Source organism: Burkholderia sp. 28_3, assembly GCF_003253915.1.
In the GTDB taxonomy this organism is placed as follows: Bacteria; Pseudomonadota; Gammaproteobacteria; order Burkholderiales; family Burkholderiaceae; genus Burkholderia; species Burkholderia cenocepacia.
Map to the genome: position 1 here is coordinate 87,444 of NZ_QKZF01000023.1, position 20,379 is coordinate 107,822.

Annotated in this window: 18 protein-coding genes, 1 tRNA gene and 1 pseudogene; 7 read left to right on the plus strand and 13 right to left on the minus strand. The window is 65.9% G+C overall.

Translation table 11 applies throughout. The annotated features are described in order from the left end of the window. Positions 1-4: 4 nt before the first annotated feature. The 4 genes from rluB to DFS13_RS32720 form a co-directional block, all read right to left on the minus strand. On the minus strand, positions 5-1,756 hold the full coding sequence (gene rluB, locus DFS13_RS32705) for a 23S rRNA pseudouridine(2605) synthase RluB (protein ID WP_059723746.1): 1,752 nt from the start codon (positions 1,754-1,756) through the stop codon (positions 5-7). Positions 1,757-1,816: 60 nt separating this feature from the next. Further along, the gene (gene scpB, locus DFS13_RS32710) at positions 1,817-2,854 is read right to left on the minus strand and encodes an SMC-Scp complex subunit ScpB (protein ID WP_034200656.1); all 1,038 of its coding nucleotides are present in this window, start codon (positions 2,852-2,854) and stop codon (positions 1,817-1,819) included. 272 nt (positions 2,855-3,126) lie between these two features. Continuing rightward, the gene (locus DFS13_RS32715; protein WP_111442619.1) at positions 3,127-4,329 is read right to left on the minus strand and encodes a pyridoxal phosphate-dependent aminotransferase; all 1,203 of its coding nucleotides are present in this window, start codon (positions 4,327-4,329) and stop codon (positions 3,127-3,129) included. A gap of 74 nt (positions 4,330-4,403) precedes the next feature. Further along, positions 4,404-5,306 carry a LysR family transcriptional regulator gene (locus DFS13_RS32720; protein WP_006495352.1) on the minus strand — a complete coding sequence of 301 codons (903 nt, stop codon included), beginning with the start codon at positions 5,304-5,306 and terminating at the stop codon, positions 4,404-4,406. A gap of 431 nt (positions 5,307-5,737) precedes the next feature. Between DFS13_RS32720 and DFS13_RS32725 the strand changes: the two are divergent. Together DFS13_RS32725 and DFS13_RS32730 are read left to right on the plus strand one after the other, a co-directional pair. Then, positions 5,738-6,133 (plus strand): annotated as a pseudogene (locus DFS13_RS32725) (transposase); the annotation flags it as partial. A gap of 201 nt (positions 6,134-6,334) precedes the next feature. Continuing rightward, the gene (locus tag DFS13_RS32730) at positions 6,335-6,586 is read left to right on the plus strand and encodes a hypothetical protein (RefSeq protein WP_006495353.1); all 252 of its coding nucleotides are present in this window, start codon (positions 6,335-6,337) and stop codon (positions 6,584-6,586) included. A gap of 194 nt (positions 6,587-6,780) precedes the next feature. Here the strand turns inward: DFS13_RS32730 and DFS13_RS32735 are convergent, their stop codons facing one another. Continuing rightward, positions 6,781-7,098 (minus strand): hypothetical protein, encoded by a 318-nt coding sequence (locus tag DFS13_RS32735; RefSeq protein WP_006495354.1) that lies wholly within the window; start codon positions 7,096-7,098, stop codon positions 6,781-6,783. Between the two features lie 160 nt (positions 7,099-7,258). Between DFS13_RS32735 and DFS13_RS32740 the strand changes: the two genes are divergently transcribed. The 3 genes from DFS13_RS32740 (at position 7,259) to DFS13_RS32750 (ending at position 8,854) form a co-directional block, all read left to right on the plus strand. Further along, positions 7,259-7,975, plus strand: a complete 717-nt coding sequence (locus tag DFS13_RS32740) for a YdcF family protein (RefSeq protein WP_012492558.1) — start codon at positions 7,259-7,261, stop codon at positions 7,973-7,975. Between the two features lie 209 nt (positions 7,976-8,184). Then, positions 8,185-8,460 (plus strand): hypothetical protein, encoded by a 276-nt coding sequence (locus DFS13_RS32745; RefSeq protein WP_006486101.1) that lies wholly within the window; start codon positions 8,185-8,187, stop codon positions 8,458-8,460. A 136-nt stretch (positions 8,461-8,596) separates the two neighbouring features. After that, on the plus strand, positions 8,597-8,854 hold the full coding sequence (locus tag DFS13_RS32750) for a hypothetical protein (protein ID WP_006486090.1): 258 nt from the start codon (positions 8,597-8,599) through the stop codon (positions 8,852-8,854). 47 nt (positions 8,855-8,901) lie between these two features. On the opposite strand, the gene DFS13_RS32755 is transcribed toward DFS13_RS32750, so the two are convergent. From DFS13_RS32755 to DFS13_RS32770, 4 genes are all read right to left on the minus strand, one after another. After that, the gene (locus DFS13_RS32755; protein WP_006486097.1) at positions 8,902-9,192 is read right to left on the minus strand and encodes a putative quinol monooxygenase; all 291 of its coding nucleotides are present in this window, start codon (positions 9,190-9,192) and stop codon (positions 8,902-8,904) included. Positions 9,193-9,726: 534 nt separating this feature from the next. Further along, positions 9,727-10,935 (minus strand): outer membrane protein assembly factor BamC, encoded by a 1,209-nt coding sequence (bamC, locus tag DFS13_RS32760; protein WP_012492557.1) that lies wholly within the window; start codon positions 10,933-10,935, stop codon positions 9,727-9,729. A gap of 140 nt (positions 10,936-11,075) precedes the next feature. Continuing rightward, positions 11,076-11,152: transfer RNA gene (locus DFS13_RS32765), tRNA-Pro, on the minus strand. 131 nt (positions 11,153-11,283) lie between these two features. Beyond that, positions 11,284-11,997 carry a bifunctional 2-polyprenyl-6-hydroxyphenol methylase/3-demethylubiquinol 3-O-methyltransferase UbiG gene (locus tag DFS13_RS32770; RefSeq protein WP_006495357.1) on the minus strand — a complete coding sequence of 238 codons (714 nt, stop codon included), beginning with the start codon at positions 11,995-11,997 and terminating at the stop codon, positions 11,284-11,286. 319 nt (positions 11,998-12,316) lie between these two features. Here DFS13_RS32770 and DFS13_RS32775 point away from each other — a divergent pair, with 319 nt between their 5' ends. Both DFS13_RS32775 and DFS13_RS32785 read left to right on the plus strand, forming a co-directional pair. Continuing rightward, positions 12,317-13,195, plus strand: coding sequence for a tyrosine-protein phosphatase (locus DFS13_RS32775; RefSeq protein ID WP_006495358.1), 879 nt, complete (start codon positions 12,317-12,319; stop codon positions 13,193-13,195). Positions 13,196-13,489: 294 nt separating this feature from the next. Further along, positions 13,490-15,700, plus strand: coding sequence for a lipoprotein (locus tag DFS13_RS32785; protein WP_034200660.1), 2,211 nt, complete (start codon positions 13,490-13,492; stop codon positions 15,698-15,700). 81 nt (positions 15,701-15,781) lie between these two features. Here the strand turns inward: DFS13_RS32785 and DFS13_RS32790 are convergent, their stop codons facing one another. The 4 genes from DFS13_RS32790 to pheS form a co-directional block, all read right to left on the minus strand. Continuing rightward, positions 15,782-16,195 (minus strand): MerR family transcriptional regulator, encoded by a 414-nt coding sequence (locus DFS13_RS32790; RefSeq protein WP_111442620.1) that lies wholly within the window; start codon positions 16,193-16,195, stop codon positions 15,782-15,784. A gap of 58 nt (positions 16,196-16,253) precedes the next feature. After that, on the minus strand, positions 16,254-16,640 hold the full coding sequence (locus tag DFS13_RS32795) for an integration host factor subunit alpha (protein ID WP_006486093.1): 387 nt from the start codon (positions 16,638-16,640) through the stop codon (positions 16,254-16,256). A 72-nt stretch (positions 16,641-16,712) separates the two neighbouring features. Next, a complete protein-coding gene (gene pheT, locus DFS13_RS32800) occupies positions 16,713-19,142 on the minus strand; it encodes a phenylalanine--tRNA ligase subunit beta (protein WP_111442621.1) in 2,430 nt (809 codons plus the stop codon). 98 nt (positions 19,143-19,240) lie between these two features. Beyond that, complete coding sequence (pheS, locus tag DFS13_RS32805) at positions 19,241-20,254, minus strand: phenylalanine--tRNA ligase subunit alpha (RefSeq protein WP_006486107.1); 1,014 nt, start codon at positions 20,252-20,254, stop codon at positions 19,241-19,243. Between the last annotated feature and the right edge of the window lie 125 nt (positions 20,255-20,379).

Consider the following 20,379-nt stretch of genomic DNA (forward strand, 5'->3'; position numbering starts at 1 on the left):
GCGCTTAGCGGCTGCGCGTACGACTGCGCTGCGGACGCTGACCGCCGCGCGGGCCGCCGTTGCCGCCGCCATCGGCACGATTGCCGTTCGGCGTGCGGTTACCACCGCCCTTGCTGCCGCCGCGCTTGCCGCCCGCGCCATCGCGCTTGGGGCCCGCACCATACGACGCGCGATTGCCGTCGACATCGCGACCACCGCCAGCGCGGTTGCCGTCGCGGCCGCCACCCATGCGGTTGCCGTCACGACCGCCGCCCGTGCGGTTGCCGTAGCCCGACGGTGCAACCGGCAGGCTGCCGTAGCCGCTCAGGCCCGGCAGGCCCGGCGCGCCGCGCCGGCCACCACCGCGACGCGGCTGGTCGAGTTGCCCGTGCGTCGTCAGCACCGGCTCGCGGCCGATGAAACCCATCGACGTCTGCATCGGATCGGGCTGGCGCCGCTCGGTCGGACCGGCACCGCCGCGCTTGCCCTTCTCCTCGGACGGCGCCTTCAGGCCGACGGTCGCCATCAGCTTGCGCACCTGCGCATCGTCGAGCTCTTCCCAACGACCACGCTTCAGGCCGCGCGGCAGCGGAATCGGGCCGTGACGCGTACGGATCAGCCGGCTCACCATCAAGCCGACCGCTTCGAACATCCGGCGCACTTCGCGGTTGCGGCCTTCGGCCAGCGCGACGTGATACCAGTGGTTCGTGCCTTCGCCGCCGCCATCGCGGATGCGCAGGAAATTCGCCGGACCGTCTTCGAGCTCGACCCCGTGCAGCAGCTTCTGCCGCATGCCTTCGGCCAGCTCGCCGACCACACGCACCGCGTACTCGCGCTCGACGCTGTAACGCGGATGCATGAAGCGGTTCGCGAGGTCGCCGGAGGTCGTCAGCATCAGCAGGCCTTCGGTATTGAAGTCGAGGCGGCCCACCGCCAGCCATTTCGCCGTCTTCATCGGCGGCAGGCGGTCGAACACCGACGGACGACCTTCCGGATCCGCGTGGCTGACGATCTCGCCGGTCGGCTTGTGATACAGCAGCACGCGCGGCGGCTTGTTCGGCAGCTTGCGCTTGACCGGCTTGCCGTTGATCCGCACCTGGTCGGTCGGCATGATCCGCTGGCCGATGTGCGCGGGCTCGCCGTTCACCGACACGCGGCCGGCAACGATCAGTTCTTCCATTTCGCGGCGGGAGCCCATGCCCGCTTCCGCCAGCACCTTGTGGAGCTTCGGCGCGTCGTCGTCCGGCGACAGCACGCGCTTGTTCGCCGGCTGGTTGCGGCCGCGACGCAGCATCGGCGCACGCACGCCGCTACCGCCCGCGGAGTTGTCCGCGTCGAAGGCGGGCGACGTCACGTACGCGAACAGTTCGTCCTGGGACGCATCGCCTTCCACGGCCTTCGCCGCGCCACCTTCGGCTTTCGATGCACCGCGACGGCCCTGGCCGCCTTGACCGCCCTTGGCCGCACTTTCGCGCTTGCCGGCCGGCTTGCGACCGCCCTTGGCCGCACCTTCCTTGCGCGGCGCACGCGCCGGCGGCGCATCGGCGGCCTCGGCCGGCTGCGCATCGGCGCCCTCGGCACCCTGCTGCTCGCCTTCGGCGCCCTTCGACTTGGCCGCCGCGCGACGCCGCGCGATCAGGCTGCGCGGGCCGCGCCGCAGACCGCGGCGGGGACGCTCGTCGCCACCCGCGGCCGAAGCATCCTGCTCCGGCGCATCGTCGGCACGCGCTGCCTGCACGGCAGGCGCGGACGATTCAATATCGTGGATATCTGTCAAAACAACCTCAAAATGTCAGGTCTCGCGCCCGGCGCGGGCGCGGCAAGAAGTTGGCCGCGATCAGGCGCGACGCTGTTCGGGTTCTGCTTCGTCGTCCGGCAGCGCGTCGGCGCCGATGGGCGCACTGGCGCTTCGTACGGCATCCGCGAGACTGTCGGACGTGTCGTCCAGCGTCTCGTCGTCCGCGGGACGGGAACGGGAGGCGTCGGCCTGATCGGCCTCGCCGGGCATGTCGCCGGCCGCTTCCGCTCCGTCTCCGGCAGCCGCTTCGGCGGCCGGCTTGCGATCTTCCTCGCTCCAATCCGCTGGCTGCGGCTCGGGCTGCACATCGGTCGGCACTGCTTCGGCGCCAACCTGTTCCGTCTGCTCCGTTTGCCCGCGATCAGCATCGAGCGTATCGCGACTCGGCATTTCCTGCGTCGACGCGACGTCGGCCGCGGCATCGCCGGAGGCCTCGGCCGACTCGCCGGCGGGCACTTCATTCGCCAGTGCCTGCGGTACGTCGCCCGCCGCATCGTCGGCCACCGGCACGTCACCGTCGAAATCCATGGCCTGCTGCGCGAGCAGCGCGGCCTCGATGTTCGCGGCCGGCTCTTCGAGCGCCGGCAGGTCGTCGAGCGCCTTCAGGCCGAGATCGTCGAGGAACTGCTTGGTCGTCGCATACAGCGCCGGACGCCCCGGCACGTCGCGATGACCGATCACCTCGATCCAGCCGCGATCCTCGAGTTGCTTGACCACCTGCGTATTGACCGTGACGCCGCGAATCTCTTCGATGTCGCCGCGCGTGACGGGCTGCCGGTACGCGATGATCGCGAGCGTTTCGAGCACCGCGCGCGAATATTTCGGCGGCTTCTCGGGATGCAGGCGATCGAGATAATGACGCATCGCCGGCTTGCTCTGAAAGCGCCATCCGGTCGCCAACGCCACCAGTTCGACACCGCGACCGGACCAATCCTGTTTCAGATCTTCGAGCAACGTGCGGACCGTGTCAGCCGACACGCCGTCGGCAAAGAGCTTGCGCAAATCGCCGAGCTTCAGCGGTTCCTGCGCGCAGATCAAAGCAGTCTCGAGGACGATCTTCGCCTCTTGGGTATTCATGCAGCTAGGCCAGACCCTGTGGTCAAACGAACCGGATCAACAAACAGACGAAAGGAACGGAAGACGCGCTCGCCCGATTCTGATCGGTCATATTGATGGGAGCACGAACCGGGGGCGGCGAACCAACTTCAGGCCAGGCCCAAACCGGACGGAACAGCACGGCTCAACGACGGAACCGCGTGACTGAGCGCCATATTACGCAAAATTGCCCGGTGCGTAAAGATGAGTGGAACAGGCCGCCGCCCGGGCGGCGCGCCCGCTCCGGCCCCGCTTCAGCGGGCGCCCGTGCCGCGTGCAAGGAACCGGCGCAGCCGCTCGACGCCCGCATCGAGCCGCGCCGGATCGCACGCGTAGCACCAGCGCACGAACCCTTCTCCCTCCGGGCCGAATGCGCGCCCGGGCGCAAGGCCGAGCCCCGCTTCGCGCACCAGCGTCGTGCAGAACGCCAGGCTGTCGGCCGCACCCGGCAGCCGCAGGAACAGGTACATCGCGCCCGGCGGGGGCGGCACCTCGACGCCCGGCAGGGTCCGCAGCGCGGCAACCAGGTGATCGCGCGCGTCGCGCAGCGCCGCGACGAACGACCGCACGAACGGCTCGCCGTCGCGCAACGCGACCTCGGCCGCGGCCTGCACGAAGCCCGGCGCACACGACGTGTTGTATTCGACGAGCTTCGACAGGTCGCCCATCACCGATGCCGGCGCAATCAGCCATCCGAGCCGCCAGCCCGTCATCGCCCACGCCTTCGAGAATGAATTGACGACCACGACGCGCTCGTCGCGCGACGCGATATCGAGGAACGACGGCGCGCCGCCGTCGCCGAATGCAAGCCGCTCGTACACCTCGTCGGCGACCAGCCAGATGCCGTGACGGCGACAATGGGCGAGCACGACCTGCTGATCGTCGCGCGACATCGTCCAGCCGGTCGGGTTGTTCGGCGAATTGATCAGCAGCATCCGCGTATCGGGCGTCAGCGCTGCGAGCAACCGGCCGACATCGAGCTGCCAGCCCGCGTCGCCATAGTCGAGCGGCACGCAGTCGACCTGTGCACCGAGGATCTTCGGAATCTCGACGAGATTCGGCCACAGCGGCGTGATCGCGACGACCCGCTCGCCCGGCCCGACGAGCATCTGCGCAGCCAGCATCAGCGCACTCACACCCGAACTCGTCACGGCCACCGTGTCCACCGGCGTCGCACCGTGACGCGCGCCGACATAGGCTGCGATCGCGTCGCGCAGCGGCGCCGTGCCGAGATTGTGCGTGTAGAAGGTCGCGCCGTCGCGCAGCGCGGCCGCTGCGGCGTCGCGGATGAAGTCCGGCGTCACGCGATCGGATTCGCCGAACCAGAACGGCAGCATGTCCGGCACGCCGAAGCCGGCGTTTGCGACCTCGCGGATCAGCGACGGGCGCAGCGCCTGCACCGCGGCACGCGCCGCCGGCTCGTCGTTTGCCGGGAAAAAACCTGCGGATTGCGTCATCGAGCACCACCGCCGAGGAACACGATCCGCGTAGTGTACCGGCCGGCAAGCCGGACCGCGCACGTTGGCAAGCGTCAGTCGAGATCCTCGGCCCTCGCCGGCATCTGCCGCACGAGCTCCCAGATCGCCTGCGCAGCGGGCGACAACGACCGGTCGCGACGACGCACCAGCTCGACGGTACGCTCGGTGCGCGGCGTGAGCGGCCGTGCGACGAGCGTCGAGCCGGCGGGCAGCGGCAGCGACAGCCACGGCTGCACGCTCACGCCGACACCGGCCTCGACCAGCCCGAACACGGTCGCCGAATGCCCGAGTTCCTGCATGACCGTCGCGTTCACGCGATGCGTGGCCAGCGCCGCATCGATCAGCGGCCGGCTGCCCGACGCATGATCGAGCAGCACGAGGCGCTCGCCGTCAAGCGCCGTCCACGGCACCTCGGCCCGCGCCGCGAGCGGATGGTCGGCGCGCGCGACAAGGCAGAACGAATCGGTCATCAGCGGCTCGCAGACGAGATCGGCGACCGTCAGCGGCCCGATCACGACGCCGAAGTCGACTTCGCTCGACTTCACCTTGCGCAGCACGTCGCTCTGTACGTCGTCGCGCAGGCCGAGCGTCACGAACGGGAACTGGCGCTCGCACGACGCCACCACGCGCGGCATCAGCCTGCATGCGATCGTCGGGCTTGCCGCGACGATCACGCGCCCGCGACGCTGCTCCCCTATTTCGCGAATCTCGCGCAGCGTGTCGTCGAGATCGTCGAGCAGGCGCGACACGCTCGCGATCAGGTTCGCGCCGACGTCGGTCAGTTGAACGTCGCGCGTCGTGCGGTCGATCAGCTTCAGCCCGAGTTCGGCCTCGAGCTCGCGCACGCAGCGGCTGACCGCGGACTGCGTGAGCCCGATCTCGTCCCCCGCCCGACTGAAGCTCCTGAGCCGCGCGACTTCGATGAATACGCGAAGCTGGCGCAGCGTAACGTTCATCTCCTGACCTCATCAATCGTCGATATCGATGCGCGATTTTAATGTGCGAACCCGGCTTCGGCGAACGAATCCGGCACCCGCCGCACATGTTTCGCTGCGGTGCAATACGTTCGCAAACGCACGTGACACGGGCGAATTGCACAAGATTGGTGATTGTCCCGATTTGCTGCCGGGTTATTTTGGCGTCTTATACGCCCCTAGCTGACTTAGCCGTTAGCTCGCTGCCAAGCGGCTCTCGAGGGATTCACCTCCGACATGGCACGCTTCGTGCATTACCTGGCGCACAGGGCACAGGTTTCGTCGGACGGAAGAGCAGAAACGCCGCTGCCGGCCAACCGGACGCCCCCACCCGGCACTCGCCGATCGAGTGCCTGAAGAGTGCGCGGCGCAGGGCAGCGCACCGGAGTTAGCTTCGCTGAGGTGAGGACATGATGCTGTTCGACGATTTGAGAGATAACGAGTGGGCGCTGGTCGAGGGTCTGTTTTGCTCGGAGCCCGCACGGAGTGAGCGGCGCGGCCGTCCCCGCGTGGAAGCCCGGTCGGTGGTCAACGCCGTACTGTGGGTACTGTCGACGGGTGAAGGTTGGTCGAAACTGCCGGGCCGCTATCCGTCCCCGCCGACCTGCCGCCGCCGCTTCGACGAATGGCAGGCCGACGGCACGCTCGCCGAGATCGTGAAGCGACTCGGCACGAGCGGCCGGCAAATCTCGCTGCGCGGACGCATCGGCGCAAGCGCGGCGAAGCCGCCGGCCCCGCCGAGCCGCGACCGGCTGCGCGGCGCCTTCTGGACCAACCCGGAATCCTGGCGCGCGCCCGTCAAGATGGCGTAACGCATGCTCGATCGGGCGGCTTCGGCCGCCCGGTTTCTTTCTGCGATGCGACTTTGTCGCGACGCATGTCTTGCCGTCGATTACCGTTGTCGTGCCGCGAAACATCTATTTACTATTATTTACAGCAAGCCTGCACTCCCACGCTTACCTTAGCGACATATCAACAGGCCGCACGGACGGCTTGAAGGGAGCCCCGCCATGAAAACAATGTCACTGCTCGTTGCATGCGGCATTGTCGTTTCCGTGGCGCTCGCCGCTCCTGTCCATGCCGACGATCGCGTGAAGCCGCCCCATCGCCAGCAGGATCATCGCAACACCCTCCGCCAGCCGCCGTCCGCCAACTCGTCCAGCCGGCAAACCGTGCCGCGCGGCGACTTGCGTGGCGACATCGCGAGCAACGCACGGGCGCGGATCGGCTCGCAGCCGCCGGGCGTGCCGCGTCATCCGTAGTCCTGCCGATTTCGACGTTTCGCCAAAGAAAATGCCCGCATCCGGGAACTGCGCCGCATGCGGCGAGTCACATCGTTGCCATGAGCACAGCGTGGCAGCAGCAAAAGTATCCGGTACGCCCGTATCCTCGCGATACGGGCTTTTTTTGCGTCGCCGGCCTGCCGCGGCGATGCACGGGGCGGGATGAAGAACCGCTACAGGCGGCTTTCGAGAATCGCCACGGCGCTCGCTTCGCTCAATGCGTAGTCGTCCATGCGGCGATCAGTCCAGGACAGTAATTTCTCGTCGCGCTCGAGGCGCGAGAATTCGGCTCGACCGCTGTCGGTCAGTACGGCGATGTCGACCGGTGCATGGAAGCCCGGTGCGGGGGCAACGGTTTTCTGCCTGACCGTGTCCATCAGCCCGAGCGAACGGAGATACTCGAACACGCCCGGGCGGCGTGCCCACGGTACCTGGCGGTACTGCACTCGTCTCAATGCGTCGAGCACCGCTTCGTTGGAATACGTGGCCATCTCGATTCTTTCTTAAAGTGCAGCGACAATGCGAAGCGGCGCGCCGGGCGGGGTCTCCGCCCGCCGAAACCGCCACCGATTCTGGAGGCCGACGTTGTTCGGCGTCGCGTCAGGGCCGGATCGTCAGCCGTCCATAAAAAGACACCATACCCCAATCAAATTGATTCTGTTCGATTCATTTGTACTTCTCTTCATCGGTTTCATGCTCTGCCGCAAGCGGCGTCGAACCATTTCGATCGTCGCCGCTGCGCTGTTCTGGCTGCTCGCGACGGGCTGGCTCGCCGCGCCGCTGATCGCCTGGAGCGAGGCAGGCGTCACGCCGGTCGAGCATCCCGACATGCATGGACGAACCACGCTGATCCTCATCGGCGCCGGCACGCTTCGCACCGATGCCGGATTGCAGCCGCCGCCCGACGGCGCCGCGCGCATCCGCAAGATTGCGGCGCTCTATCGCACGTGCCGGCAGCAGGCCGAACGCTGCACCGTGGTGATGTCGGGCGGCGACCCGCAGCATCACGGCGATACCGAGGCGGCCGTCTACGGGCGCCAGCTCGTCGCGCAAGGCGTGGCGCCGGCCGACCTCGTGCTCGAACCGAACAGCCGTACAACCTACGAAAACGCGAAATTCACTGCGTCTATACTACGCTCACAGTATGACGACGCGCGCATTCTCGTCACGTCGTCGTACCAGATGCGCCGGGCGCTGCTCGATTTCCGCCGCTTCGGCATCGATCCGCAACCCGTTTATGCGAATCTCCGGCGCGCGCAGACGGGGTGGCTGCCGCGCTGGCGCAATGTGGCCAACGCCGAACACGCGCTGCACGAGCTGGTCGGGATCGCGCAATTCCACGTGTATCGTTGGCTCGGCTGGTTTTGACGACCGCATGGAAATCTCCGCACTCCCCTGGATGGCAGGCGCGTGACGAACCGCGCGAAGTGTTGCGCGACTTCAACGGGGCCTTGCGTCGTGCGGCGATCCGGTGCACATTGATCCGTCACTTTTGTTACACTCGACACGCACTCGATTGCAGTCGCCAGACAAAACGGCAACACTCGGGTTCATCACCACTTAGCGGAGGTAAAGCAATGAAGAAGACGTCCCTGGCTATCCTGGTAGCGATGTCGGCGCTGACTGGCGCAGCGTATGCGCAAGAGAGCACGCAGATCCAGACCATCACCGATCCGGCCAAGATCGCCGAGATCGAGCAGCGTGCACAAGCGCTGCAACAGCAGCAAGCGGCCGAAGCGGCTCAGCCGGCGGCGCAGGAAGAGCATCACCACGGCAAGAAGGCTGCGCATCACAAGGCAGCTGCGAAGAAGGCCGGCAAGAAGGCAAAGGCTGCAGACGCTGCCAGCCAGTAAGTTCGGCGGCACCGCATCAGCGAAAAGCCGAATCCGGGCAACCGGGTTCGGCTTTTTTGGTTGCGGCGCCCGCGCGCTGTGCTAAAGTCGCGCACCGAAATTTTCCACCCGTGCGCACCCCGGTGCGGAGGACAGCATGAGCAACATTCAACTCGACATCGAGTGGACCGAAGCCGCCACTCGCAAGATCAAGCAACTGATGCCCCGCGGCTCGGACGACGCGTTCCTCGCGCTGCCGCCGATCGAGTGCCTGCCGATGGAGGGCGACGTGCTGTTCCTCGGCCCGCAAGGCAAGCAGCAACCGTTCATCGTTGCCGAGCGCCAGTATCACCATGACGGCGACGCAGACTGGACGATCATCCTGATTCTCGACGTACCCAGCGCGTCGCACTGACGCGCCGCCGCGACCGGACACGTCCGGTCGCCCCACCCGGCTCAGACTCAGAGGAGCTTCGACAGCACGCGGATTTCGGAACGCTCGATCCAGTCCGCGGCCGCTTCGCGATAAGCGAGAATATGCGCGGAACGCGCATGAGCGGCCAGCGCCTCCTCGCTCTCCCAACGCTCGACGAATACGAACCGCGCGGGCTCCTTCAGATCGCGGTGCAGGTCGTACTGCAACGCGCCGGCTTCGTTGCGGGTCGGCTCGACGATTCCCTCGAGCACGGCGCGCAGTTTTTCCTCGGCCCCCGGCTTCGCCACGATCAGCGCCACGACTGCAATTTCCGCCATTCCCGCCTCCTTCATCCGAAAAAGTCCGAGAATACGCGAATCCCGCGCCGCACATCGGCTACCCGGATACGACATGGCGACGGCACCAAAAAAATAGCCCGCGCTTCAGAGAAGCGCGGGCGAAACCGTCGCCCTACGAGGATAGGCGACGGGGCCATCGAGATCCGCACGCTGGCGCGGACCATCATCTGTTGCGCCGACGCTTGGCGCGTCGGCATGTGAAGGCGTCGATCCCGTTGTTCATGCGCTCGCCGCGCATTCCCGGTCCCTGACGCCATCCTCCCTGTTCTAACGATTCCAACCTATAAAGCAGGTTGCGTGCCAGACATTACACGCGCAATATTCCATTGATTTATAAGGAAAATTTTTTAGATCGGCGACAATGTGACACGTGTTCTGTCGTCGTAACGCGGGGATGTTACGTAACGTCACGAGAAGGGACGGGCCCCGCCGAACAGGCGCACACGCTGGCGAGCGGACATGAAAAAAGCCCGCCGAATGGCGGGCTTTTCAAGGAGTGCGGAAACGCCGGGATCAGCGGAGCTGATTCACGAGCAACCCCATGATCTGGCGAGCGGCCGACGACGAATCGATTGCGCCCGAATCGTCGACGACCGCGACACGCGTCTGATCGGCCGTAAGCGCCTTCACGTTGACGCGATACTGCTTCGCCTGCTTTTCCTTCTTGCCGTGGAACAGCTGGCTCCAGAAGCCCTGCTCGGCCGAGCTCAGATCCTTCGGATCGACATAGCGCACGAAATACAGGCCCTTCGTGCGATCGCGATCGTCGACCGTGAAATTCGCGCGATCGAGCGCGAGACCGACGTGCAGCCACGACCGGTCGTACGGCTCGCCGAGCGTGACTTCGGACGGCACGGCCGCTTCGGCCGCGTCATTGCCTTGCGCCGACGTACGCGAGACGTTCTGCGCAGCGATCGCCGCGGCAGCCTTCGACGACGCGTCGGCATCGGCCTTCTTGTCCTTCGAGACCGCGTTGTCCTTGATGTTCGCGATCGGCGGTTCGCCGTTCTTCGCGCGCTGCTCGTTCTGCGCGAGCACGGCCATCAGCCGCTTCAGGTATTCCGTCTCGAGCGCCGGATCGTTCGGCTTCGGTTCCCACTTGCTCGAATCGTTGTTCGCGCCGGTGATCGCCTCGCGCATGCCCTTCTGGCTGATGAACACGTAGGTGCCGCCGTTCGGCGCCGAATCGAGACGCGTGCGGTACTTGTTGCGCTCGGCCGTCACGTACGAATTGCCCATCGCCTTCGAGATCACGCTGCGGATCAAGCCGTCGTTGATCTGCGGATGGGTTTCGTTCCAGTCGGTTTCCATCACGCCCTTGTCGCGCTGGTCGACGACGAGCAGGAAGCCCTGCTCCTGCCAGAAACGGCGAACCTGCGGCCAGATCGCGGCCGGCTGCTTGCCGTCGATCACGAGCCAGCTTTCGGTGCCGTCGCGCTGGATATGCATGCCGGCGACGGCCGGCGCGACGGTGTCCAGCGCAGGCGCGGCCTGCTGGACCTGCTGGAGCGCGGACAGGGAAGTCGCGCCGCCCTGGGGCGGCAGCGAACGCTGATCGGCCGTCTCGTCGAGCATGTTGGGCGGCACTGCGAGCGACGCTTCCTTCGATTTCGAATCGCTCTTGTAGTCCACTTTCGTGGGCGACGACGTACCGCAACCGGCGACGAGCGCGCCGGTGGCGAGCACTGCAGCGAACCGCATGGTAAGACGAAGATCAGTCATGTTCGGGGAATCCTCTTCCGCTAAATCACGGCGCTTTCCGTGGATCAACCTTGCATTTTACCGGGGCCGCGTTGCGATGTGCAAAAAAGCGGCGGCCAAGAAAAAACCCGCGTCAGCTTGAGCTGACGCGGGTTCTTGTCTGGTCGGGGCGAGAGGATTTGAACCTCCGACCACCTGCACCCCATGCAGGTACGCTACCAGGCTGCGCTACGCCCCGAAAGAAAAAAATTATAACAGACAGTTTCCCGATTTAGAACGGGTCGCATGCATTTTGTGAATGTTCTCGTGCAATTTTTTGGCGTGATGGCGGCGATGCAGGCAATCCGCGGCACTCACCGCGCATCGTCGTCACCGCTTGCGTGCGACGCAGATGACCGTCAGGCCGGCGACGCGATTGAAGCGGAACATCGGCAGCTCGATGCGGCAGATCGTCTTCAGCAAGCCGTTGACGAACGGATGATGACGACGCAGTTGCGACGCAGGCTCGCGCGGCTGCGAACGCGCCCGCTCGCCCAGCCGCAACGCGGCCGCGAGCGGAAACGTGAGGCCGAAATAATAGGCGCCGTGCTCGACGTCGAGCCCGGCACGCCGCACCACGCCCTCGAGGCCGCCGAGCGTATACCTGCGCTTGTGTTCGAGGAAATCGTCGTGGCCGCTCCACAGGAACTGGAACGCGGGCACCGTGATCAGGAACCGGCTGCCCGACGGCGCACCCTGCACGTACTGCGTCAGCAGCCCGACGTCGTCGTCGACATGCTCGAGCACGTCCATCAGCAACACGAGATCGGCATCGAATCGATCGACGGCACGCCGAAAGTGGATGGGCTTGCCGGCCGCCTCGCCGTCGCTGTCGTCAGCATAGCTCGTATCGACACACCACGCTTCCGTCGCTTGCGTGCGTTCGAGCAGATGCTTCGAGAAAAAACCGGAGCCCGCACCGACGTCGAGTATCCGGTTCGCGCCCGACGCGCCCAGAAACCGGCGAATCGCGCTCGCCTTCGACGCGTAGTACCAGTGATCGCCCACCCCCGCACCGAGTACGTCGACTTCCTTCAGGTCCATGGCGCTTCCCCGTGATGGCTGCCGTGTCGTGATATCGAACCCGCCACTGATGCCGATCTTACCTCGCCGCCATCGCCGCGCGTATCGGTCGATGCCCGGGGCCGCGCCGCTACCCGGCATTCGCCCCTAATCGAAAAGGACGATGGCCGCTTCACGGCAAATCGCTACCGTGCGGTAAGCCGGCGCGAGATCGACGTGCCCGGCAAGCCGTCCGACTGCATGCCGATCGATCCGGCTCGCCCCGGCCTTGCCATCTCGCGCGCGGGCAGCGGCACCGCGGTCGCGACGACTGGTAACCGTCTCCGACACAGGGCATCGAATGCATCAGAAAAACGAAATTTCCCGTCGACATTTTCTCCGGCTGGGCGCCGGCACGATCGGCATCGCGCTGGGAAGCGCGTCGCTGCTGTCGGCATGCGGCGGCGACGCGATAGCGGTCGCGCCGGTCACGACGCCGCGGCTGGCGTCCGCGTCGAACTTTCGCGACACGGCCGGGCCGGACGGAACCGGCTACGTGACGACCAGCGGCGCGAAGATGAAGAAAGGCGCGATCTATCGCTCGTCCGCGCTCGCGCTGTCCGCCGCCGACGTCGCGACCGTCGGCACGCTCGGCATCACGCAGGTCGATGACCTGCGCACGCCCGCCGAGATCAAGACGCAACCCGATGTACCGCTCGCCGGCGCCGCCTGGCAAAACCTCAACGTGCTCGGGGCCGCCAGTATCGACCCGATTCCGACGACCGGCGCGACCGCGACGGCATTCATGCTGAGCATGTATCGCGCATTCGTCACGTCGGACAGCGCGCACGCCAGCTACCACGCGCTGTTCACCGGCTTCGCGGGCAGCGGCGACAACCGGGTGTTCCACTGCACGGCCGGCAAGGATCGCACCGGCTGGGCGACCGCCATTCTGCACTCGATCCTCGGCATCTCCGGGCAAACGATTCTGGCCGACTACCTGCTGACCAACGTCTATAGCGCAGCCGATATCGCCGCTTCGGTCGCCCACGCCCGACAAGCCGGCGGACAAAACGCGGCGGACATGATGACCGCACTGCAAGGCGCACACGCCGACTATCTGCAGGCGGCCTTCGATCAGGTCGTGACGTCGTACGGCTCGATGGCGTCGTACCTCGAGAACGGCCTGCAACTCGATGCGGCCACGCAAAACGCGATCCGGGAGCGCCTGCTGGTCTGACCGGCCGTTGCTGTGCGCATCCGGTGAAACCCGCGCCGGCCAAGGCCGGCCGCGGTTTTTCAGGGTTGCCTCGAAAGACGCCGACCGCCGGCCCGCACAAACCAAACGGCCGTTTGATACGGCCGTCCATCCACCGCGAATCCGTTGTCTGGCCGCCCGCCGGCGCCCCGCGTCCGGGCATCCGTTGTTTGGTAACGCCGCTCTAGCGCGCTATGACACACTGCACGGCATCGACGCTCGCGCCGTGCAGTCGCGCGCGCCGCCGTCGATCAAGACAAGACATGGAGACAGACGATGCGGAATGCGGTCCGGCGCGGCCATCGCTCGCCTTTGGCAATTTTCGACTGGTTTTCCGGCCTGCGACGCACGGTCGCCCCGGGATCGCCCACGACGTCCCGCGTGTTCGGCTGCGGCGCGCTGGCGCTTGCAGTCCTCTGCACCGGCTGCGCGGAATCGGCCGCGCAGCGCGACAGCAACACGTCCATCGCATCGACGAAGATCGAACGCACCAAGGCCGAGCGGCTCGCGCGCGAACAGCAGATCGCGCGCACCGTGCCGTCGCTCGCATCGATCAGCCTCACGCAGCCGCGCCCGTTCACGCTGCGCGACTCGGGCCAGAACGGCGCGATGACGTTCCTGCGCGACATCGATTTCCGCATCGTCAACAACCTCGGCTTCTTCATCCACCAGTTGTCGGCCACGCTCGTGCCGACGCAGGCCGGCGCGCCGATCGTCTTCGACGATCCGACGAGCTTCGAGATCGACGTACATGAAGGCACGGTGACGCTCGACAATGCGAAGCTGACCGCCCTCTTCAACACCTACATCTTCGGCTATCGCAACGCGCCGCTGCGCAAGCTCGCAGTGTCGGCCGGCGACGGCGTCATCCATCTGCAAGGCGAGATGCAGCGCGACGGCTGGGTACCGTTCTCGCTGACCGGCACGCTCGCGATCCGCGACGGCAGCCAGCTCGTGTTCCACCCGACCGGCGTACGCGTGTCGGGTATCAACGCGCAGCCGGTGATGCGCGCGGCCAACGTGAAGATGGCCGACCTGCTGAAGGTGCAGACCCCGATCGCGCAACTTGCCGGCGACGATCTCGTGATGGCGGTCGACAAGCTGATGCCGCCACCGCGCCTGAAGCTCACGATCACCGCCGTGCGCGTGACGCCGGCAGGCCTCGACCTGAAGCTCGACGACGGCACGCATGCCGGCTTCGCGATGCCGGCGAATGCCCCGCAGCAGGCGATGTACATCCGCGGCGGCGACGTGAAGTTCATGCGCTCGATGCCGATGAACGCCGACATCCTGATCGGTCCGGTCGATTCGTCGAAGCGCGAGCAGACGTTCGTGTTCGACCTGTATCACTATCGCGACCAGGTGTCGGCCGGTTACTTCAACTTCGACGAAAGCGGCGCGATGGCGATCCGGATGCCTTCGTATACGGGCCCGGCGAGCGGCGCGCTGCTCGGCAACGCGGCGGCGCGCCTGAACGACAGCTTCCTCGCCGCGCAGCAGACTGCGCTGCGCGACGTGCGCCAGCACTGGGAAGCGTACGCGCTCGCGGCGGATGCGATGCGGCCCGGCATGCAGAAGGTCGCGATGCGGCGCACGTCGACGACGCCGTTCAACGAACGGCACGTGTCGAACCGCAACCCGACGATCCATCTGCGCAACGTCGACTTCAACCTGTCCGGCGATATCGGCTTTCATGTCGAGGATCTCGACGTGGAACTCGTGTCGAGACGGCCCGGCGAACCGGTCGATCTCGACGATCCGAACCAGTACGACATCCGCATTCTCGGCGGCACGGTCGTCGAATCGTGGAAGGCGATGTCGGCGCTCTTCAACAACTACCTGCTCGACTATTCGCCGCGTTCGCTGAACGACCTGCAACTGAGCGCGGACGGGCAGAACCTGCGCGTCCAGGGCGGCATCAAGCTGTGGAATCACGTGCCGGGGGTCTGGCTGCCGACCGACATGAAGGGCTCGCTGACGGTGCTCGACGACCGGCACCTCGCCTTCAAGCCGTCGCAGGTGTCGGTGCTCGGCATCCCGCAGGCGACGCTGCTGCGCTCGCTCGGCATCGAGCTCGCGTCGCTGACGCCGTTGCGCCGACGCGGCGCGGAACTGCGCGGCGACACGCTCGTACTCGACCAGTACACCGTGTTCCCGCCGCCCGTGCTGAACGGCAAGCTCGGCCAGGCAACGGTCGAACGCGACGGCTTGCGTCTCACGTTCCGGCGCGCAGCGGGTGCAGCCGCGCCGAAGCGGCCGCAGATCGATGCACCGAGCTACATGTGGATGGAAGGCGGCGACATGAAGATGTTCAACGTGCTCGAACTGAACGTGCGCGCGTTGATCCGGAATTCGGCCGAGGCGGGCCCGATGCGGTTCGACCTGTACGGATACCGCAGCCAGGTCGCGCAGGGCTCGGTGCGGATGCTGCCGGACGGCACGCTGGTCGTCGACATCGGGCAGAAGAATCCGCTCGCATCGCGCTGATCCGCATGCGCGACCCGCATGAAAAAGCCCGGTGGCAGGTCGCCCACCGGGCTTTTTCAATGCTGCCTGCGCGCCGTGCGCTCAGTCGTGTTTCAGTCCGTCGATCACGTCCAGCAACGCCTGCCGCAACGCGATGACGTCGACGGTTGCGCCCGGCTTGGCCGCCCCACGCGCATCGATGGCCTGCGCGTCGGATTCGGCTGGCTCCGCCGCGGCCCGCTCGCTGCCCGGCGAATCGAGCCGGTTGCGCGCGCCGTTGATCGTGAAGCCCTGCTCGTACAGCAATTCGCGAATCCGCCGGATCAGCAGCACTTCGTGATGCTGGTAATACCGCCGGTTGCCGCGCCGCTTCACCGGCCGCAGTTGAGTGAATTCCTGTTCCCAGTAACGCAGCACATGTGGTTTGACCCCGCACAGTTCGCTGACTTCGCCGATCGTGAAGTAGCGCTTCGCGGGAATCGGAGGCAAGACGACTTTCTCAACCGTGGTGGTCATCGTCGGTTAACCGTCGGTAAAGGGTGCGCGGCGGCCGCGCGGGGCGTGGGCGCGCGTCTTACTCCGCGCCGTTTTCGACCAGCGCCTTCAGCTTCTGGCTCGCGTGGAAGGTTACCACCCGGCGGGCCGCGATCGGAATCGCCTCGCCCGTCTTCGGATTGCGGCCCGGACGCTGCGGCTTGTCGCGCAACTGGAAATTGCCGAACCCCGACAGCTTGACGCTTTCACCGTTTTCGAGCGCGTCGCGGATCACTTCGAAAAACGCCTCGACCATGTCCTTCGCTTCACGCTTGTTCAGCCCGACGCTGTCGAACAGCAGCTCCGCCAGTTCCGCCTTCGTCAGCGTCGGCGTCTCGGTGGACGCCGGCGCCGAAGCGTCGCGGTTCATCGCGCTGCGTTGCGCCGTCAGGAGGGCTTCGAATTCACTCGAGGTCATGTCGTTCATATCTGCCATACAGCGCGTTGAATCAAAACTTACGATGGAAAAAAGCCGCCCGCGAACGGGCGGGCCCTCTCCTTAGCCGCGCAGGCGCGCCCCGGCGCGAGCCATCCGCTCGACCAGCGTCTGAATCGCCTGGTCGACGACCTCGTCCTGCAGCGTGCCAGCCGCATCCTGCAGCGTCACGCGGAAGGCAAGGCTCTTCTCGTTCGCGGCAAGACCACCGGAAGTATTTGATTTTGCACGAAATTCGTCGAAGAGTACAACCTTCTGAACGAATCGGCAGGCCTCTTCGGCAAGCGCCTTCTTCATTTCGTCGAAAAGTGCCTGAACCTCGACCGCCTGATCGACGACAACGGCGATATCGCGACGGACCGGCGGGAATTTCGACACGTCGGTCGGCGCGGGCAGCGCACGGGCGATCAGCGCGTCCGCGTCGATCTCGAACATCACCGGCGGGTGCGGCAGCTCGTATTTCTGCATCAGGCGCGGATGCAACTCGCCGATCCAGCCGACCGCGCGACCATCGATTTCGATGCGTGCGCTGCGGCCCGGATGAAGGGCCGGATGCTCGGCCTTCACGAAACGCGCAACCGCCGGCGCGAGCAGCGCTTCGAGATCGCCCTTCACGTCGAAGAAATCGACCGCGCGGGTCGTCACGCCCCACTGCTCGTCGAGTGCCGGACCGTACGCCAGCGCGCCGACGCGCTTGGGCTGCGCATGGCCTTCGACCGCCAGCTCGCCGGCCTTCACCGACGGATCGGCGACGAACACGCGCCCCGATTCGAACACGCGCACGCGATCGGCACGGCGGTTCAGGTTGTGGCGCAGCACGGCGATCAGGCTGCCGAACAGCGTCGTACGCATCACCGAGAGCTGGCTCGCGATCGGGTTCAGCAGGCGGATCGGGTTGTCGTTGCCCGCGAAATCGTGCTCCCACTCCGCATCGACGAAGCTGAAGTTGACGGTTTCCGCGTAGTCGCGCGCGGCCAGCGCGTGACGGATGTCGTGGATCGACCGCCGCGTCTCGTGGGTCGCGCGCATTTCGCTCGTCGCGACCGGCGGCCGGGCCGGGATCTTCTCGAAGCCGTAGATGCGCGCCACTTCCTCGATCAGGTCTTCCTCGATCTCGATGTCGAAGCGATGCGACGGCGGCGTGACGAGGAACGCGTCGTCTTCACGCTCGAACGGCAGGCCGAGGCGCGTGAAGATATCCGCGATCTCGTCGGCGTCGATCTTCACGCCGATGATGCGGTTCGCGCGCGACACACGCATCTTCACCGGCGCGCGCTGCGGCAGGTTCACCGCCTGATCGTCGACCGGGCCGGCCTTGCCACCGCAGATCTCGAGAATCAGCTGCGTGATGCGCTCGACATGCTCGACGGTCGTCGCGTAATCGACGCCGCGCTCGAAGCGATGCGCCGCATCGGTCGAGAAGTTGTACTTGCGCGCGCGGCCGCGGATGCTGTCCGGCCACCAGAACGCGGCTTCCAGATAGATATTGGTCGTATCGAGCGTGACGGCCGTGCTGTCGCCGCCCATGATGCCGGCCAGGCTTTCGACCTGACGGTCGTCCGCGATCACGCCGACCGTTTCGTCGAGTTCGACCGTATTGCCGTTGAGCAGCTTCAGCGATTCGCCGCGCTTGCCCCAGCGCACTTCGATGCCGCCGTGGATCTTGTCGAGATCGAACACGTGCGACGGGCGGCCGAGTTCGAACATCACGTAGTTCGAGATGTCGACGAGCGCGGACACGCTGCGCTGGCCCGAACGCTCGAGGCGCTCGACCATCCACTGCGGCGTCTTCGCATGCGCGTTCACGCCGCGGATCACGCGGCCCGAGAAGCGGCCGCACAGATCGGGCGCGGCGATGCGCACGGGCAGTGTTTCGTCGAGCTCGACGTTCACCGGGCGGATGTCGACCGGCGTCAGCGGTGCGCCGGTGATCGCGGCCGTCTCGCGGGCGATACCGAACACCGACAGGCAGTCGGCCTTGTTCGGCGTCAGCTTGATTTCGAAGATCGTGTCGTCGAGATTGAGGGTCTCGCGGATGTCCTGACCGACCGGCGTGTCTTCCGGCAGGATCAGCAGCCCGCTGTGATCCTCGGACAACTTCAGCTCGCGCGCCGAGCACAGCATCCCCTGGCTCTCCACGCCGCGCAGCTTCGACAGCTTGATCGCGAACGGCTTGCCGCCCTCTTCCGCCGGCGGCAGTTCCGCACCGACCAGCGCGACCGGCACCTTGATGCCGGGCGCCACGTTCGGCGCGCCGCACACGATGTTCAGCGTCGCGCCGGTGCCGGCGTCGACCTGGCAGACATTGAGCTTGTCCGCATCCGGATGCTTGACGACTTCGAGCACGCGGCCCACGACGATCTTCGACGTCGGCTGCGCAGCCTTGCTCAGCGATTCGACTTCGAGCCCCGCCATCGTCAGCGCGTGCGACAGCTCGTCGGTCGTCAGCTGCGGGTCGACAAAGGTTCTCAACCAGGATTCAGGGAATTGCATGGATGTCTACGTTCGAAACAGGTTAGATCGACGCCCGGGCCCCGTCGGAAACGTCCATCGGGGGCGTGCTCGGGCACAGGTCGGCGCGGCGAGCGGCGTTATGCGAACTGGCGCAGGAAACGCAAGTCGTTCTCGAAGAACAACCGGAGATCCTGGACGCCGTAGCGCAGCATCGTCAGCCGCTCGAGGCCGCTGCCGAACGCAAAACCGATGTAGCGCTCGGGGTCGAGGCCCATGTTGCGGATCACGGTCGGATGCACCTGCCCCGAGCCGGAAATTTCGAGCCACTTGCCGGCGTTCTTGCCTTGCTCGAACATCATGTCGATCTCGGCCGACGGTTCCGTGAACGGGAAATACGACGGACGGAAGCGCACGAGGATGTCGTCGCGCTCGAAGAATTTTTTCAGGAAGTCGGTATAGACGCCCTTGAGGTCGGCGAAGCTGATGTTTTCGTCGATCCACAGCCCCTCGACCTGATTGAACATCGGCGAGTGGGTCGCATCGCTGTCGACGCGATACGTGCGGCCCGGCGCGATCACCTTGATCGGCGGACGGTTCATGCGCGCGTAACGCACCTGCATCGGGCTCGTGTGCGTGCGCAGCAGCAGTTGGCGGCCGTCGGCATCCTTGCCTTCGACGTAGAAGGTGTCCTGCATCGAACGCGCCGGATGGTTCTCCGGGCTGTTCAGCGACGTGAAGTTGTACCAGTCGGTCTCGATTTCGGGGCCGTCGGCCACGTCGAAACCGATCGAGCCGAAAATCTGTTCGACCCGCTCCCACGTGCGCATCACGGGGTGCAGGCTGCCGGCGCCGGCGCCGCGGCCGGGCAACGTCACGTCGATCGCTTCGGCAGTGAGGCGCTGATTCAGCAACGCGTCGGCCAGGGCCTGGCGACGGGCGGTGAGCGCGGCTTCAACCTGCTGCTTCGCGACGTTGATGCGGGCGCCTTCGGTCTTGCGTGCTTCGGGATCGAGCTTGCCGAGGCCCTTCAGCAACTCGGTCAGCGCACCCGATTTGCCGAGAAATCGTGCTTTCTCGTTTTCGAGCGTGGTGATGTCGGCAGCCTGTTCGAAGGACTGCTGCGCGTCGGCGACAATCTGGTCCAGATCCATAGATCCCATCATTTCCAACGTCATTCGGTCTTGGCGAGCGAAACCGCCCACCAAACAAAAAAGGGGCTCGGAAGAGCCCCGTTTTCGCTGCAGCGGCCGAGACTACCGGAACCTCGCTGCAACTA

What these genes read in the sequence shown, in the direction of transcription:
- pheS (WP_006486107.1), bottom strand. Translation starts at nt 20,254, where the DNA reads ATGGATCTGGACCAGATTGTCGCCGACGCGCAGCAGTCCTTCGAACAG.
- scpB (WP_034200656.1), bottom strand. Translation starts at nt 2,854, where the DNA reads ATGAATACCCAAGAGGCGAAGATCGTCCTCGAGACTGCTTTGATCTGC.
- DFS13_RS32735 (WP_006495354.1), bottom strand. Translation starts at nt 7,098, where the DNA reads ATGGCCACGTATTCCAACGAAGCGGTGCTCGACGCATTGAGACGAGTG.
- DFS13_RS32790 (WP_111442620.1), bottom strand. Translation starts at nt 16,195, where the DNA reads ATGACCACCACGGTTGAGAAAGTCGTCTTGCCTCCGATTCCCGCGAAG.
- DFS13_RS32755 (WP_006486097.1), bottom strand. Translation starts at nt 9,192, where the DNA reads ATGGCGGAAATTGCAGTCGTGGCGCTGATCGTGGCGAAGCCGGGGGCC.
- DFS13_RS32720 (WP_006495352.1), bottom strand. Translation starts at nt 5,306, where the DNA reads ATGAACGTTACGCTGCGCCAGCTTCGCGTATTCATCGAAGTCGCGCGG.
- DFS13_RS32795 (WP_006486093.1), bottom strand. Translation starts at nt 16,640, where the DNA reads ATGAACGACATGACCTCGAGTGAATTCGAAGCCCTCCTGACGGCGCAA.
- DFS13_RS32785 (WP_034200660.1), top strand. Translation starts at nt 13,490, where the DNA reads ATGCGGAATGCGGTCCGGCGCGGCCATCGCTCGCCTTTGGCAATTTTC.
- DFS13_RS32770 (WP_006495357.1), bottom strand. Translation starts at nt 11,997, where the DNA reads ATGGACCTGAAGGAAGTCGACGTACTCGGTGCGGGGGTGGGCGATCAC.
- pheT (WP_111442621.1), bottom strand. Translation starts at nt 19,142, where the DNA reads ATGCAATTCCCTGAATCCTGGTTGAGAACCTTTGTCGACCCGCAGCTG.
- DFS13_RS32750 (WP_006486090.1), top strand. Translation starts at nt 8,597, where the DNA reads ATGAGCAACATTCAACTCGACATCGAGTGGACCGAAGCCGCCACTCGC.
- DFS13_RS32715 (WP_111442619.1), bottom strand. Translation starts at nt 4,329, where the DNA reads ATGACGCAATCCGCAGGTTTTTTCCCGGCAAACGACGAGCCGGCGGCG.
- DFS13_RS32745 (WP_006486101.1), top strand. Translation starts at nt 8,185, where the DNA reads ATGAAGAAGACGTCCCTGGCTATCCTGGTAGCGATGTCGGCGCTGACT.
- bamC (WP_012492557.1), bottom strand. Translation starts at nt 10,935, where the DNA reads ATGACTGATCTTCGTCTTACCATGCGGTTCGCTGCAGTGCTCGCCACC.
- DFS13_RS32775 (WP_006495358.1), top strand. Translation starts at nt 12,317, where the DNA reads ATGCATCAGAAAAACGAAATTTCCCGTCGACATTTTCTCCGGCTGGGC.
- DFS13_RS32730 (WP_006495353.1), top strand. Translation starts at nt 6,335, where the DNA reads ATGAAAACAATGTCACTGCTCGTTGCATGCGGCATTGTCGTTTCCGTG.